The organism is Leucobacter sp. M11 (genome assembly GCF_035726885.1).
Classification (GTDB): Bacteria; Actinomycetota; Actinomycetes; order Actinomycetales; family Microbacteriaceae; genus JAPFRB01.
Genome location: NZ_JAPFRB010000001.1, coordinates 730,672 through 745,319, shown reverse-complemented (window position 1 = coordinate 745,319; position 14,648 = coordinate 730,672). Strand labels below are relative to the sequence as shown.

Annotated in this window: 15 protein-coding genes; 8 read left to right on the top strand and 7 right to left on the bottom strand. The window is 60.2% G+C overall.

Going from position 1 to position 14,648, the window contains the following annotated elements; translation table 11 throughout:
- From OOT08_RS03825 to OOT08_RS03805, 5 genes are all read right to left on the bottom strand, one after another.
- Nucleotides 1-467 (bottom strand): DUF2637 domain-containing protein (locus tag OOT08_RS03825; protein ID WP_325091208.1); only part of this gene is annotated, 467 nt, incomplete at its 3' end.
- The gene (locus OOT08_RS03820; protein WP_325091207.1) at nucleotides 464-1,351 is read right to left on the bottom strand and encodes a bifunctional DNA primase/polymerase; all 888 of its coding nucleotides are present in this window, start codon (nucleotides 1,349-1,351) and stop codon (nucleotides 464-466) included. The genes OOT08_RS03820 and OOT08_RS03825, both read right to left, overlap by 4 nt.
- Nucleotides 1,352-1,612: 261 nt before the next feature.
- Nucleotides 1,613-2,986 (bottom strand): hypothetical protein, encoded by a 1,374-nt coding sequence (locus OOT08_RS03815; protein ID WP_325091206.1) that lies wholly within the window; start codon nucleotides 2,984-2,986, stop codon nucleotides 1,613-1,615.
- A 211-nt stretch (nucleotides 2,987-3,197) separates the two neighbouring features.
- The gene (locus tag OOT08_RS03810; protein ID WP_325091205.1) at nucleotides 3,198-3,683 is read right to left on the bottom strand and encodes a hypothetical protein; all 486 of its coding nucleotides are present in this window, start codon (nucleotides 3,681-3,683) and stop codon (nucleotides 3,198-3,200) included.
- A 153-nt stretch (nucleotides 3,684-3,836) separates the two neighbouring features.
- The gene (locus OOT08_RS03805) at nucleotides 3,837-4,919 is read right to left on the bottom strand and encodes a DNA-methyltransferase (RefSeq protein WP_325091204.1); all 1,083 of its coding nucleotides are present in this window, start codon (nucleotides 4,917-4,919) and stop codon (nucleotides 3,837-3,839) included.
- A gap of 332 nt (nucleotides 4,920-5,251) precedes the next feature.
- Here OOT08_RS03805 and OOT08_RS03800 point away from each other — a divergent pair, with 332 nt between their 5' ends.
- Nucleotides 5,252-5,455, top strand: a complete 204-nt coding sequence (locus tag OOT08_RS03800; RefSeq protein WP_325091203.1) for a hypothetical protein — start codon at nucleotides 5,252-5,254, stop codon at nucleotides 5,453-5,455.
- 631 nt (nucleotides 5,456-6,086) lie between these two features.
- Here OOT08_RS03800 and OOT08_RS03795 read toward each other — a convergent pair.
- On the bottom strand, nucleotides 6,087-6,965 hold the full coding sequence (locus OOT08_RS03795; protein ID WP_325091202.1) for an AraC family transcriptional regulator: 879 nt from the start codon (nucleotides 6,963-6,965) through the stop codon (nucleotides 6,087-6,089).
- Nucleotides 6,966-7,170: 205 nt separating this feature from the next.
- On the bottom strand, nucleotides 7,171-7,611 hold the full coding sequence (locus OOT08_RS03790; protein ID WP_325091298.1) for a MarR family winged helix-turn-helix transcriptional regulator: 441 nt from the start codon (nucleotides 7,609-7,611) through the stop codon (nucleotides 7,171-7,173).
- A gap of 698 nt (nucleotides 7,612-8,309) precedes the next feature.
- Between OOT08_RS03790 and OOT08_RS03785 the strand changes: the two genes are divergently transcribed.
- The 7 genes from OOT08_RS03785 to OOT08_RS03755 are packed head-to-tail and all read left to right on the top strand — an operon-like array spanning nucleotide 8,310 to nucleotide 14,646.
- Nucleotides 8,310-9,836, top strand: a complete 1,527-nt coding sequence (locus tag OOT08_RS03785; RefSeq protein ID WP_325091201.1) for an FAD-dependent monooxygenase — start codon at nucleotides 8,310-8,312, stop codon at nucleotides 9,834-9,836.
- Between the two features lie 3 nt (nucleotides 9,837-9,839).
- Nucleotides 9,840-10,175 (top strand): TcmI family type II polyketide cyclase, encoded by a 336-nt coding sequence (locus OOT08_RS03780; RefSeq protein WP_325091200.1) that lies wholly within the window; start codon nucleotides 9,840-9,842, stop codon nucleotides 10,173-10,175.
- Nucleotides 10,168-11,424, top strand: a complete 1,257-nt coding sequence (locus tag OOT08_RS03775; protein WP_325091199.1) for a beta-ketoacyl-[acyl-carrier-protein] synthase family protein — start codon at nucleotides 10,168-10,170, stop codon at nucleotides 11,422-11,424. Before OOT08_RS03780 ends, OOT08_RS03775 begins: the two co-directional genes overlap by 8 nt.
- Entirely contained in the window at nucleotides 11,421-12,620 is a 1,200-nt protein-coding gene (locus OOT08_RS03770; protein WP_325091198.1) for a beta-ketoacyl synthase N-terminal-like domain-containing protein, read from the top strand. The genes OOT08_RS03775 and OOT08_RS03770 overlap by 4 nt, the downstream gene beginning before the upstream one ends.
- 24 nt (nucleotides 12,621-12,644) lie before the next feature.
- Nucleotides 12,645-12,923: an acyl carrier protein gene (locus OOT08_RS03765; protein WP_325091197.1), complete on the top strand. Its 279-nt coding sequence runs from the start codon at nucleotides 12,645-12,647 to the stop codon at nucleotides 12,921-12,923.
- A complete protein-coding gene (locus OOT08_RS03760; RefSeq protein ID WP_325091196.1) occupies nucleotides 12,920-13,708 on the top strand; it encodes an SDR family NAD(P)-dependent oxidoreductase in 789 nt (262 codons plus the stop codon). The genes OOT08_RS03765 and OOT08_RS03760 overlap by 4 nt, the downstream gene beginning before the upstream one ends.
- 11 nt (nucleotides 13,709-13,719) lie before the next feature.
- Entirely contained in the window at nucleotides 13,720-14,646 is a 927-nt protein-coding gene (locus OOT08_RS03755; protein WP_325091195.1) for an aromatase/cyclase, read from the top strand.
- Nucleotides 14,647-14,648: the final 2 nt, after the last annotated feature.

The following is a 14,648-nucleotide window of genomic DNA, read 5'->3' as shown; positions in this document are numbered from 1 at the left end:
AGTTCCACGGTGAGATGTGTCATCGCTAGCAACACCAGCGGCGGCACCGAAGCAACCAGGGCGGCGATGAGTGCAGGGACACGGGTGTCCGCGGCGACTACCGCGTGGGTGATGTTCGCGGCGACCGATACCCCGGCCCCTGCAGCGAGGAGCAGCCACGCAAACCGGCGGGCTGCTTTCGCTGAGTTTCGGAGGGCGACGACACTGATCGTGGCTTCCAGGATCACGCCGTCCACGATCAGCGGCCAAATCCATGCCTGCTCTGCTGCGATCCCGGAGAGCACGGCAAGGTCGCGCAGGGTCGTGAATGAGAGCCAGAATGCGCCGAGCGCGAGGAGGATTGTTCCGGTGACCGCGAGCACGATCACAAACCGCGACACCCCCGACGTCTCCGCATGCTCGGTCGCTGTGTTCGGTGTGCCGTCGACCCGTATGTGAGGGTTCGCCGTTGGAATGGTCGTGGTCATCGGATAGCCGGGGCTTTCACTCTCGATCCGGCGGTGACGCTGCTGGGGTCGTGGCTGAGTTGGGTGCTGCGGTGGGCGGAGCGGATCGTGGAGGCGATCTCCCGTGGCTCGAGCCCAACAGAGGTAGCTGCGGGTTCGAGGATGCCGGTGGTGTCATGCACGGTGAAGCCGGCCTCCGCCAGACGGCACGCGGCCCAGAACAGACCGGCGTTCCGGTTTCCCTCCGGAAGCGTAGATACCCATTCCGCGATGTGCTCGGCCGACGTCTCCTGTGAGTTGGCGGCAGTGACGAAGTGTCGTGCTGCCGGTTCGGGTTTCGGGGTGAGGCGCTCACGGATGCTGTCTGCGTCGACCGGCCGCGGGTACTTTCCTCGGGCGATCACCTCGTAGCGGCGGTCCCCGTGCTCGGTGGTGATCGTGCAGGGTGGGGCGATGATGTAGCCGCCGACGCCACGAAAATCCATGTGAGTGCGTCCTCTCGACCACGACCCGCGTGGCTGGTTTGGATCTGCCGGGTAGTACAGGTGCAGGCCGCCCGATGGGGATCGAACCGCCTGCCCCCATCCGCTGATCAAGTCCTCCTGCTGGAGGGTACGCAGGGCCGGAAATCCGGTACCGGCGGCGTGCACATCGATGTCGAGCACATCTATCAGCTGGCCGGTCGGGATGCCGATGTTCGCTGCCGGGAATCGTCTCCACCACCCGCTGACCTGGGCGAGATCGATAGTCGCGTCATGGAAGCCGTGCACGGCGAGGGGGCGCTTTCCGGCAGGCGCACAGGGAAACACGGGGATACCGGCTGCCGCGTACGCGGTGGCAGCGGCGGGAACGGAGCTTGGGAGATGTTCCGGCAACACCCAGCCGGTGGGGTCGATGATAATCATGTGCACCTCCTGGGAAACATCCGCGCTGATGAGAAGCTCGTGCGCGGGTTCATCCCTCAGGTGTGGCAGCAGCAGTGCGTGCGAGGTCACCTGGTGATGCAGAGTCCGCTTGCGAGCATTCCCCTGTAAGACTCAAGCACTACCCGAGCCCGCACCCTGTTTGCCAGCATTCCGGGCAAAGATGCGTCGTTTTGTATAGAACATGCGTCAAATCGTCAAACACACCGGCCCCCACCTCCACCGGCCGTACGCACGAATCTGCTACAAACTCCGGCCAAACCCGGCATCGGGCGTGGGGCATTCTGGGTCATCTGGGCCGGTGTCCAGGTGCTGCTCTCGTTCAGCGAGGAACTCGCTCAGCAGCACCCCCTGCTCCAGCCGAGTCACCGCTCGCCCCGGCGACGCACCCCCGAAGGGTTCGGGTGCAGCACCGATCCTCCCCGTCGCAACAATTGCAGCATTCACCCGTGCGAGAGCCTCGGCAGGCTCGTACAGTTCGCTGTTCTGCTCCAGGATGCGGGCGACCTCGTTCAACACCGCACTGTCCTGCTCCACCGGTGAAAATGCTGCCGATGCTGTCCCGTCCGTACCGACCGGCATCCTGCCGACAACGACCCGAAATTCTCCGGTGCCTTCGAGCCCGACCGCGTCGTACACGCCCGGCGGGATCCAGTCATGAGCTTCTGACGCAGGCCCGGCATACAACTCGCCCTCGTCTGGGTCTGCAGGGTCGGTGATGCGCACATCAGGGTCAGCAGCGAGCAGCATCGCTTCCAACTGTTCCCGCTGCGTTCGGTCCAGCAGCGGCACCCCCTGCCCGGCTTTCTCTCGCTCAACGACCGTCCGGAGCGTTTGGATCGCGATCAGGTCCGCGGGCAGCCACTCCCGATGGAACTTTTCCGGCAGGAACATCGTCCGCGGCCCGCCCTCTGCAAGTAACCCTTGGAGGGCGTGTTCGCGACGCTGAGCGAGGTCAGTGAAATCAGTGCGCCACTGCCCGTGATCCCACGCAAACCGCATATCCTCAAACTCGCCCTCGTACGCGGGCGCAACGGTGACGAGGTAGTCCTCTTTTACGGGCTCCACCGGAAGCGGTTCTCGTTCGATGAGGTCGATCAGCCCGTCACGCACACGCTCCGCTCGCTCGAGCTTCGTGAGCGTGTCGGGCAGTCGTGAGGCTTGGATCGCGAGCGAGAGGCATTCGTCGCGCCACAGTTCGTGTGCTTCATCGAAACCGTCGGTGTCGGGTGACCCGTCCGGGAGGCGGAAACTATCGGTGTGGGGTTCGGGCGGGAACATTTCCGCCACGATCTCCGGGATCCCGCTCTCCTCGAACGGTTCCCACCCCGGCGACGGAATCACCACCCGGTGAAGTGTCGCTGCCGGGGCGTCGGTGACGGGGATCCACGAGGTGATGCTCGACACATCACCGCCGAAGTCCTCTCCGAACACCCGATCCCCATCGGTGCGAATCCCATCGGGTTCACCAGCAAGCTCCTCAACGAGTACCTCACCCACGATGTAGTCAGCTTCAGCCTGACTACGCGCGAGAACATCGAACTCGATCACCACCCGGTGCGGGGTCAACGGATCAGGAACATACCCCAGTGGCGGCGGGACGTTGATATCAGACATGACAGTTTCTCCTTCGATTGGTGGGCCGATTACTTGTGCACCAGGCGCACGACAGGTGCGGGTAAACCGCAGGCCTTACATCCGGCATAAGCGGCCCCAGCGGGGATGTCCAGCGGAACGGGCGAAGATGCGGCAACGTGTATAGAACATGCGCCAAAACGTCATATCCGTAGGCCCTAAGACCGAAGAACCTGACGCAGTACCGGCCGGATCAGAGGCCGTGGGCCGGGCCGGGACGCTGGCGGATGGGGGCAGCCGGAGCATCTGCACTCAGTGACTGTTCACGCTCCTGGAGCGCACTTTCCAAGTACCGGTTCACGACCGTACGGTTCGTGCCATCGGCCCCACCAGTCATCGGAATCTGATGGAACGAATACGACGGATACGGGGTCGCCTCCCGTAACGCCTCCAACCAGTCGTCGACATCCTCGGGCAGCACCCAATCCTGCGGTGGCGGATTCGATTGCAAGAACTCCGTCGCACCCACATAGGCGGGTGAATCGTCGATCATGTCGTGAATCATCATCGCCATGGTCCGTGCCAACGTCACCGGGTTGCGATCGGCGATCACCGTTGGGTCTTCCTCAGTGTCATCGGACCAGAGGATCACCCCGAGGAACAAAAACGCGGGCGGCTTTTGAGCCACCCGGCTACCTTCAAGGTCAGGTTCATCGGGGTGAAGTGTTTCGGGGTCCATGATGGGTTCCTTTCATGAAGAAATGCGTTATCTGCCGCAGCGGAACAGAATCGAATACCTCTTAGGTAGGAACCCGATCAGTGTCGTCATCGCTCGCCAGTTGTTGATGGTCGCTTCCTTCTCGGTTGTGTTCAGGGCATCCATTGATGCGGTTCACGGTGTCCTGTCGAGTCGGGAAATCACTAACGGCAGATATGTCCTGTCCTTCTCGACGGCGATCACTCGGAAGCCACCGGACACGGCGGCCTCAACCGTGGTGCCTGAACCCGCAAACGGTTCAAGGACTGTCGCTCCCGGTGGGGTGATGAGAGTGACGAGCCAGCGCATTAATCCGAGCGGCTTCACGGTCGTGTGAGATCTCCCGAAAGCGCGCGGACGCTCGCCAGAGGAAGGTTTGTGGTCAAACCGGAAGATCGGGAACTTCTGAGAGAGCGACTCGCCTTGCCAGGTTCCGGTCAACATATCCAAGGCGTCAGCTTGGGACGGATCGAAGGCGACGTTCGTTGGCCACCGGTCATCGGCGAACCGTCCGCCGTCGATGTTGATCCCTCCCACCCCCTGCGCGAGAACGTTGCGGACCGTGTTTCCTTCTGGGGGTTTGCGGGCGATGATGATCGGTTCAAACGCAGGGCGTAGTGCTGTGCCCCATCCCTCCCACCGCTGCGCGTCCTCGGTCACCGGTGTGCCCTTGGACAGCACCGTGCGCGTCGCACCGAGTACCCCGTCATGCTCAGATTTCTGCACCGTGCGGTCTGGCCGTTGCACCCCGTGGTGTTTATCGATTGCGTGCGAGAGGTCCATCGACTTCGGCATCCCGGTGGTGTGCAGCCAGGCAATCTGATCGCGGATCTCGAACCCTGCATTCTCGATACCGCGCACCATCCGATGCCACGTGCGTGCACCACCGAACACTGCAAGATGCGCGCCAGGCTTCAACGCATGCATTGCGCCCGCAGCCCAGGCAGTGCACCACATCTCGAATATCTCTGGCGCACTCATTGCGCTGGTGTCGATGTGCGGGAGCGACTCGCGGAATCCGGTGGCGTCGTCCCAGGCTTGCCCGTTAAAGCTCAACCCGTACGGTGGATCGGTCACGAGTGAATCAATGGTGGCCGCGGGCAGGAGCGGGAGGAGCTCAACCGCATCTCCGAGGTAGAGCGTCGCCCGACCATCGGCGAACACGGGCTCGGGCAGTTCGGTCAGTCGCGTGGCGGGCGGCGGTGTGGGGTCTGGCATGACGGTGGCTCCCTGCTGTTCGGGGCCTGTTCGCCACCGTGTGCGACGAACAGGATCACCCAGCAGGTACGGGCCGACCCGATAGCCCCGAGCGGACACGACGCCACCGCAAACAAATTCCGAGGATCGCTGCTGACCGCTTCGTGTCATCTGCCGAGCCCGTCGAGCCTCGTCAATTCCCAGTGCCTCAGATCTCCCACACACGATCGGCAATCAACGAACGAACCGCATCGGATGCGATCTCATCATATGCGTTGGCCCCATGGGTGAGTTCACACCTGTTGGCTGAGATCTTGCTCTTGTCAGCACAGAAATCGAGACGATCGCATGTTATGGACTCCATCCATAACGATGACCCCAATGGGAATCCCTACGCGGACCTCGAACTCGGGGCGGGGATCGCCCTCGCAGAGCATTCCCCGGAAGGTTCCAGGCATCTCGTGCTCATGGTCGGCCGCACCGCCGTGCGCCACGAACCGATCATCGCTCTCCAAGGAATACTTGGAATGGTCATCACGACGACAGGGACTGAGTAAGAGCCTCGTTGCGTGGCCAGATCAGGCAGCACCAGCGTGCATGGTTTCGCGATTGAGCTCGGCAAACGGGCACTGAACTACACTGCGACGCTTCTCATCGACCGCCCCCTGGGCGCATAAGCCGAATTCGACAAAGAGGGCACCCCCTCGGTTGTTTTTCGCCCACATACGTCACCGCCCGAACGCTGACGACACTGGCTACGGCGCGTTAATGGTGTTGCTGGCGAGCCGTCGCGGTGGAGGTCTCTTTGGGTCATCTGCATGCGACACCTGTGTCAGCGGAGCGTGCAGTGTCGCAGCTGCTCTCATGTTCCGGTAGCATCCGCCTGATCCCCGGTAGCCGAGCCTGAAACGTGCCCTTGCTCCTTGCCTGTCAGAGGGTTCCCGGCGGGGCATCGAGGGCTTGCAGTATAGCGTTTCTTGGAGGCTCGCTTTGTCGCAGACGGGCTGATCCGCTTCGCTTGCCGGACAGTCTCGGGCCCCACCGTCAGGTTCCGCCCCTGAATGCGGAGTCGTGATCTCCCGACGCAGTAGCTCCGCTCCGCGGAGGCTGGGGCCAGTGCGAGCTGTGCCTGTAGATGGCGCAAGAGATGTCTCCTTTCGCCGCGGTTAACAACGGGTCAGGTCGCGGCTATGCGACCTTCAGATGTCTAGCTTCGAGGTGCGTCGCAGCAAAGCTCCTGGGGCTAACTCCGTAACGCTCCTTGAACGCACGACTCGCTACCGTCGTATTAGACCAGCCGGCCTGCCGGGCCGCCGCGCTAACTCCGATTGTCATAGTGCTCAGGAGTTCGGCCATCCGATCGACTCTCACCTGCCGCAGATATGCTGCCGGTGAAACCCCTAGATCGGCCCGAAAGATCCGTGTGAGTTGTGACGGTGATATTAGAACTTCCCGGGCGAGGTCATCCACGGTCCAGGCCCGACCTAGATGCGAACGTAGAAGACGCGTTGCATTGGTTATCTCTTTGCGAGGCAACCGCCTGTTTTCACTTGCTGTGATGGTAGCACTGCTTTTGGCCCTGCTGATGATGTCGAAAACGTCCGAGGCTGACGCCAATAATGCAAACTGTCGTCTTTCGGTCATCGATTGCCGAACGATGCGCAACAGCACTGGGGACAACGCATCCATAACTTTTGAGGGCAGATCAAGCCTGCCGACCGTCGACCCGTCCTGGATGTTGAGCTGTAGCTGATGCACGAGCGGGTGGTGCAGGGGCAGCCACCGCAACTGTTCAGCGAGGTAGTTAGGATCCACGAGAAGTGCAATCGTGCGCAGCAAACCACGAGGCTTAAGCTTCGGCGTAGCACCTGCGGGGATAGTGAGAATGGTGCCGCGGGTAATGGGGATCTGTCGTTCCTCACTTCCAATTTCTGCCCGCCCGTCCATGATGAACACGATCCTCTGCCGTTCGCTCGTACAAGGGACTGCCAGAGAAGAAATGGTCCATTCACAGGCGATAAACGGAGTAACGTTTGAGCGATCAGCACTTGAGCGGTTCCACGTCATTCCGGCACATTCTCCGCAACAAGACCTCCCATGATGAGTGGCTCGGCAGTCGCCGAAAAGTTGCTCCACACCTTCGAAGGCACGGCACCACTTACCCGCCAGGGCGACCCCTGCTGGTACCGGTTCTGTAACGGAGCCATTTGACGCACTTGGCAGCTGGCTACAATTCGAGTCCATTCCAAGATCACCGACCCCACTGGCGTCCCTAGACCCGGCTACTCGTGTCTCTTGACTGAGCGTTTAGAGCGTCCCCCAAGGCAAACGCGGAAACTGATTCGAGAAACCGAATAACAACTTCAAGCTCACTATCACTTAGTCGTCGGCTGATCTTGTCAAATTCTTCCTCAGTGCGGCCGTAAGTCGACTGAAGCGGAGCGATAGCTTCCGCGACTAGTTCGAGCCGTATACGCCTTCGATCTTGTCGGTCGTATTTGCGACGCACGTAGCCAGAGCGCTCCAGCCGGTCGATCAGTTTCGTGACAGTACTCGGCGGCATTCCGGTCGCATCGATAATCTCGTGGGGGGTGCGGATATCGTCCCGTAGAACCAACAGATGCAAAGTCTGCAGATCGGTAACGCGTAATCGGTGCTTCCTCGCAATTCGCTCATTACTCAAAATCGCGTCGACAAGCTGACGTTGGAGCATCCGACGCACTTGAAGAAGTGTCTTGTCTCTCACAAAATACACCTCCCATAAATCTGGCTGACCCACGCGCATTCTCGGGGTTTCCCTTAGCCTGTGCTCCTAAGGAGACAGATCTCTACTTCGTCATGCGACCCACGATGCTACGCAGATACCGCAAGCAGCACGGGTCCACCACGCTCATGTTGCCCCCTCCAGTCCTAACTGACAGTCATTCCCTCCCATGTTAGATTATCCCGATTCAGGATGATACAGCATCGGGATGAGTGTGGCCGAGGGTGCAAGAGAGCTCCAGGGCGCCCGATGCGACGCGCCTCTGGGTGGCTAGCGAACACGACCATCACGTACCTCTTTAGTGCCCCTGTCGCTAGCATTTCTGGCTGGCATTCCACCGCCAAATACTGGCTTCAATGATCATCGAACAGGGAGCCCTTGCCCCGTCGGCTTCCGGCAGAGAAGCGCCCCCGACACTCGATTCTCAGCAGCGGCGCTGGGTTAGCGGGGGTGCGACGGGATGCGCAATGAGCCCTTCCTGCTAACAGTCGCGGCGCCCTCGCTGCTGCAATCTCGATTACGCGGCACGGCAACCAGGCCTTTCGCAATCTTGGCATCACGTGCTAATGTGGCATCATATCGGGAACATCCCGGATCGGGAGTATCCATGAAAGAAACTTGTCTGCCGCGACGAAAGGACGTTGATCATGGATGACACCGCAGAAGAACAGCCGCCCGTGGACGTGTTGATCGTGGGAGCCGGGCCCGCTGGACTCACACTCGCCGCGGAGCTCCTGCTGAACGGCGTAAGTGTGCGGATCATTGACGCACGTGAATCTCCTATGTCGGAATCCCGAGCTATTGGCCTCACTATCGGCGCCCTCGAACATCTTCTTCGGCGCGGACAATATGGCCAACTCCAAGTTGGCAGCACCCGGCAAGAAGTTCACTTTGGTGGCTTTCCGATGTCGACCGCAGGACTTCCGACAAGACTTGAACCAGCAATTGACATTCCGCAGCACCGCACCGAAGCCGCCCTGCTTCATTGGGTAGAAGAGCTCGGAGGGCGAGTCGAACGGGGCTCTCGACTCACCGGGCTTGATCAGGACGATACGTCGGTCACATGCACCGTCTCCGATTCGGCAGGTGTCTCCCGTCAAATCTCGGCCCGATATGTTGCCGGATGCGATGGATCAAAGAGCGCAGTTCGCTCGTTTGCAGGATTGAACTTCGATACCACCGCGCCCTCTATCCAGATGCTGCTGGGAGATTTTGTCGATACGGACCTGCCGACGAACCCCTTTGGAAAACGTAATCACCGAGGCATGGTGATGTCAGGCCCGATCGGGGACGGAGCAGTCCGTGTCATTGCCGCTGAGTTCGGTCGCCCCTTTAGGGAACACGGAGCCGCCGTCTCCGCTGACGAGATTATGAGTTCCTATACCCGTATCGTAGGTTCGGGCTTCATCTGGGGGTCTCTCCGATGGGGCAGTAGCTTCACCGATGCCACCGGCGTCGCATCGAGACTCGTCGCTGGTCGGATCGTGATCTTGGGCGACGCCGCACGCAGGCATTTGCCCGCTGGCGGGCAAGGCATGAACAGCGCCATTCTTGATGCGGCTTGCCTGGGATGGCACCTCAGTCGTGCACTGAATCTTGCAAGCAACGAACCCTTGCAGCAGTTCGAGGATGAACGCCTCGCTGCCTCCCGTGCTCTCGTGATCAACACCCAGGCACAGGGGCAGCTTTTCCTCCGCGGCCAGGAGGTCGACGCGCTCCGTGACGTGTTTGGTCGACTTCTCCAGGCGAGCGGAGGGCATCACACTCTCGTGCGCGACGTAAGCAGCATTGGAGTTCGCTATGAGTTCGCCGATGACGGCACCGACTTTGCTGTTGGCCTACCACTCCTGTCGGGCCATCTTCCCCGGCGACCCTGGACTCAGCTACTCGACGGGTTACAGAAGCACGGGGGTTGGCTTTATATCCATACTCCGGGAGCAGATCCATCGACAGTCCGAGCGGCCGAAACATGCGGAATTCCCTCGCTCGAGGCGAGCCTCCTCCAGGTGGACGAACTGATCTCACACACCTTCATGCCTGCAGCCAACCGAGACTCGGCCCTTATCCGGCCCGACGGTGTCATCGCCTGGACAAGTCTGAGTGACAAGAGTCTCAGCGAAGTGTTCGAGTACTACCATCTGCATCCCACCGCAACTCAACCTGAACGGAGTTAGTCAATGTCTCTCTATACGTCACTGGTCGTCGCGAAGCTCAACACAGAGCGCTTATCCGAAATCAGCCGCCTCTTCACCGAGTTCGATCGTTCCGATATGCCCCAGAAGATGGGCACTGTTCGACGCCAACTCTTCACCTTCCATGATCTCTACTTCCACCTTCAAGACTTCAAGAGCGACACCGGGACCGAGCGGATCGAGGCCGCAAAGACCGAGCCCGAGTTCATCCAGATCAGTCAGGATCTCCGTCCGTTCTTCGAACCTTACGACCCCAACTGGCAGAGCCCGAAGGACTCGATTGCCAACCGCTTCTATCACTGGGAGGAAACTCGTGACTGACATACGTCCGCCTGTAATCACAGGTATCGGAATCATCGCTCCCGGTGGTAATGACCGCGAGACCTTCTGGTCCGCGATGAAATCCGGTCAAACAGCCACCCGGCGTCCTACTTTGTGCGACCCTGCTCCGTTCCGGTCCCAGGTTGCTGGCGAAGTCGACCTGCCAGAACCCGCCTTGATGGACGGAAGCCTCGGTCAGACCGATCGTGCAGTCACGCTCCTACGGGCTGCCACGAGCGAAGCCATCAATGACGCAGGAAATGCGCTGGAGAATACAGCCCCCGAACGCATCGGTGTCTTCATCGGCTCGGCTGTCGGCGCAACGATGTCAATGGAGCGAATCTATCGCGAGACCTCTCACGACGGTGAGCTTTACGAGGTCGACGAGCGCATCGAAGCAGACCTTTATGCCTATTTTGTCCCAAGCTCGTTCATCAGCGACGTTGCTCTGCAATACAACGCTCGTGGCCCTGGGGAACTCGTCTCGAACGGATGCACTTCAGGCATTGACGCCATCGGGCGAGCGAAAGCCGCAATTGAACGTGGTGAAATTGACGTTGCCATTGTCGGCGCGACAGAGGCTCCTATCTCCCCGATCACCTTCGCGTGTTTCGACTCCATCATGGCTACCTCACCTATGAACGACAGCCCTGAGAGCGCCTCACGACCCTACGATGCCACCAGGGCAGGATTCGTCCTAGCCGAGGGCGCTGCCATGCTCGTTATGGAGAGCCGGGAGCATGCAGAGGCTCGAAGGCACGCAAGCTACGGACAAGTCAGCGGGTATGCGTCGTTTTCCAACGCGCATCACATGACCGGTCTACGTCCAGAAGGCGTTGAACTCGGCCGTGCGATAACCGATGCGCTGGCAGAGGCACATCTTTCACCAGATGAACTCGACTACGTCAACGCTCATGGGTCGGGCACTAAGCAAAATGACCTCCACGAAACGGCAGCCCTCAAGCTCTCTCTTGGTCCCGCCGCGTACGGTGTGCCCGTTAGCTCGTTGAAGTCGATGACTGGGCACTCGATGGGATCTATCGGCGCCATCGAGGTGGCTGCTTGCTTGTTGGCGATGAGAGACAACTTCGTGCCTCCGACAGCCAACCTCAACACACCCGACCCCGACCTTGATCTCGACTATGTCCCCAATGTGGGACGTGAGGCACAGGTCGACCGTGTCCTGTCCATCGCAAGCGGCTTCGGTGGCTTTCAGAGCGCCATCATCGTGGAAAGGGCAGCCTCATGACAACACGCCCCACCGCATGGATTTCCGCTGCCGGAGTTGCCAGCCCGTCAGGGAGTTCACTGGGCCGTTTGTGGCGCAGTGCTCTCGAGGGGCGTATCTCGATCTCCGAAAGCGAAAGCTTTGCTCCAGACTCATATGCATCGTCGCTGGCTGGTCAGGTCTCCGACTTTGATGCTGCTGAGGTTCCTGGACGCCTTAAGCCCACAACTGACCGGTCTACCCAGCTCGCACTCATCGCGGCGAAGCGGGCTCTGGAAGCGCTCCCAGATCGATATGCCGATGGCGACCCTTATCTACGTTCCATCGTCACGGCAAATTCAGCTGGCGGATATGCCTTCGGAGAGCGTGAGCTGCGGAACATGTACCTACACGGGCCGAAGTATGTCAGTACTGCCCAGTCATATGCATGGTTCTACGCCGTCAACACCGGACAGCTGTCGATCCGCTACGGCTTCAAAGGCCGTTGCTCGACCGTAGTCGCGGATTCCGCGGGAGGGCTGGACGCCATCGCACAAGGGACCGAACTCATTCAGCAAGGTCAGCAGCTAGTACTCGCAGGATCCGTGGAAAGCGCACTCTCACCCTTGGCATGGGTGTCACTCGAGAGCACAGGACGTCTCACCTCCAGCAAGGCTCCCGAGGCCAGCTACCTCCCATTCGACAAGCGCGCCAGCGGCATTGTGCCAGCGGAAGGCGGAGCACTCCTGGCGCTGACCCCCGAACCTATCGGAGACGGCGCGTCGTCTATTGGTGTCCTTGGTCACGCGCGAACCATGACGGTGAATGAGCCGCAAGAGGCCTCGCTTGAACGCACGATCCGTAAGGCACTGGATGCCGCAAGCCTCGAGCCAGTCGACATCGATGTGGTCTTTGCGGATGCGGCAGGCGTCTTCGAAGACGACATCGCGGAAGCGAACGCACTCGCTGCTGTGTTCGGCGCGCGCAAGGTGCCTGTCACAGCCCCGAAGGCCGGATTCGGACGGACCGCCTCGGGGATGGGTCCGCTCGACACTGTGCTGGCGGCCCTCGCGCTGCGCACCAAAATAATCCCGCCCACTCCTGCAGTCAGCATCAGTGACGAGCTGCCCATACGCATCGAAACCGCACCCGTGCGGGTTCCCACCATGCGTCATGCTCTCGTCATTGCACGTGGTCTGCCGATCTTCACTTCTGCCCTTGTAATCGGAATCAGATAAATCCATCTCCAGGAAAGGAAACTCATGACCAACCACATCACATTCGATGACGTTCATCGTGCACTCGTCGACGGATCCGGAGCCGACGACGCGACAGCGCTTTTCGACGAGCTGAAGACGAAGTCGTTCGACGAACTCGGCTATGACTCGCTCGCTGTCTTGGAAACCGGACTGCGGCTCCGCCGCGAAACCGGAGCTACCGTGGCCGATGCCGACATCGCTGGCGCCCAGACCGCGGACGAGCTCATCACTCTCTTCAATGGCTCCCTCTCCGCCAACATCGCAAAGGAAGACGCATCGTGACAGCTGCACCGCAGGCACAGCCACGCATCGCCATGGTCACCGGCGGTACCAGTGGCATCGGTCTCTCCATCGTCAAACGCCTCGTCTCGGAGGGCTGGCACGTCTACTTCTGTGGCAGAGATGAGACCAAGATCCGGGAAGTCGAGCGCGATGCCGGGTTCGGATTAGGGCACGTCGTCGGGGATGCCGTCGATGTAACCCAGCCGGAAGACGTTGCTCGATGGGTCGCGCACATCGTCACCGAGACCACTCGTGTCGATGCGCTGATCAACAATGCCGGTACGAGCGGCGGAGGGCCCATCGACAAGATCTCAGACGAGACATGGAACCGGATACTGACGACCAACCTCGACAGTGTCTTCTACGTCACGCGCGCGGTCATGTCGCAGGACCTCATCCCAGATTTTGGAAGGATCGTGAACATCGCTTCGACCGCTGGTAAACAGGGCATCGCTTTGGCGACGCCGTACTCCGCATCGAAGCACGGTGTTATCGGGTTCACCAAGTCGCTGGGGAAGGAGCTCGCAACTCGCGGCATCACCGTAAACGCCGTCTGCCCGGGGTACGTCGAAACCCCGATGGCTGTGCAGGTGCGTCAGGGACATGCCGAGTATTGGAACCGCACGGAGGAAGAAATTCTCGAGACCTTCAATGCGAAGATCCCGCTAGGTCGTTACAGCACTCCCGAGGAAGTTGCGGGCATGGTCAATTACTTGCTTTCGGACGATGCCGCCTCAGTAACAGCTCAGGCGTTCAACGTCTGCGGCGGACTCGGCAACTACTAAGGAAGGCGATGATGAGCGTCACCACCACACACGAAATCGAAGTGCCTGTCGCCGCAGACACCGTCTACGAGTTCCTTGCGGACGTCGAGAACTGGGCCGACGTCTTTCCACCGACGGTCCATGCGCGTCGGGAGACGCTTGAGGGGAACACTGAAACTATTCAGATCTGGGCTACGGTCAAAGGCTCCGTGAGGAACTGGACGTCGACCAGAATCTTCGACTCTGAAGAGAAGAAGATCCAGTTCGCGCAGGCCAAGGTGGCACCACCGGCTTCAGCGATGACTGGTGTCTGGAAAGTTTCTCCCATCAACGATGACACGTGTCAGGTCTCCCTGATACATCACTTTGACGCAGGGACACCCGAGGAGATCGAGTTTATTCGCAACGCGGTCGACTTTAATAGCGCCCGTGAACTCGAAGCCATCACAAAGGTATTTAATCCTTCTCATGGACGCCGGTTGTACCACCGGACGGAGGACGAGTACACGATCGACTCAACCCCCGATGAGGCGTTTGCCTTTCTACTGGAGGCGGAGTCTTGGCCTCATCGCATTCCGCACGTCGCCGACGCCGAATTGACTCGGTTCGATGAAGGCGGTGAGTACCTCAAGCTGACTACTCGTTCTCCAGACGGTTCGACACATCAGACGGGGTCCTATCGGGTAGAACTTCCCGGACGCCGCTTGGTGTACAAACAGGACCACACTCCCGGTGCGCTCATCAGTCATCGCGGCGAATGGCAGGTGGACGAGGTAAGTGGACGCACACGGGTCACCAGCATCCATCATTTCGGAGTGAGCGAGGCAAGCATCGAGAACATGCTGGGGCCCGGCGTCTCCCTCGACGAAGCGGTCGACCTTGTCGCGAAGTCTCTGGTCCTCAACAGTGCCACCACGATCAAGACGATCGACCAGTGGACACAGTCGGTCGGAAAGTAGGC

What these genes read in the sequence shown, in the direction of transcription:
- OOT08_RS03815 (WP_325091206.1), bottom strand. Translation starts at nt 2,986, where the DNA reads ATGTCTGATATCAACGTCCCGCCGCCACTGGGGTATGTTCCTGATCCG.
- OOT08_RS03820 (WP_325091207.1), bottom strand. Translation starts at nt 1,351, where the DNA reads ATGATTATCATCGACCCCACCGGCTGGGTGTTGCCGGAACATCTCCCA.
- OOT08_RS03805 (WP_325091204.1), bottom strand. Translation starts at nt 4,919, where the DNA reads ATGCCAGACCCCACACCGCCGCCCGCCACGCGACTGACCGAACTGCCC.
- OOT08_RS03780 (WP_325091200.1), top strand. Translation starts at nt 9,840, where the DNA reads ATGTCTCTCTATACGTCACTGGTCGTCGCGAAGCTCAACACAGAGCGC.
- OOT08_RS03790 (WP_325091298.1), bottom strand. Translation starts at nt 7,611, where the DNA reads ATGCTCCAACGTCAGCTTGTCGACGCGATTTTGAGTAATGAGCGAATT.
- OOT08_RS03755 (WP_325091195.1), top strand. Translation starts at nt 13,720, where the DNA reads ATGAGCGTCACCACCACACACGAAATCGAAGTGCCTGTCGCCGCAGAC.
- OOT08_RS03765 (WP_325091197.1), top strand. Translation starts at nt 12,645, where the DNA reads ATGACCAACCACATCACATTCGATGACGTTCATCGTGCACTCGTCGAC.
- OOT08_RS03785 (WP_325091201.1), top strand. Translation starts at nt 8,310, where the DNA reads ATGGATGACACCGCAGAAGAACAGCCGCCCGTGGACGTGTTGATCGTG.
- OOT08_RS03810 (WP_325091205.1), bottom strand. Translation starts at nt 3,683, where the DNA reads ATGGACCCCGAAACACTTCACCCCGATGAACCTGACCTTGAAGGTAGC.
- OOT08_RS03795 (WP_325091202.1), bottom strand. Translation starts at nt 6,965, where the DNA reads ATGACGTGGAACCGCTCAAGTGCTGATCGCTCAAACGTTACTCCGTTT.
- OOT08_RS03800 (WP_325091203.1), top strand. Translation starts at nt 5,252, where the DNA reads ATGGACTCCATCCATAACGATGACCCCAATGGGAATCCCTACGCGGAC.
- OOT08_RS03770 (WP_325091198.1), top strand. Translation starts at nt 11,421, where the DNA reads ATGACAACACGCCCCACCGCATGGATTTCCGCTGCCGGAGTTGCCAGC.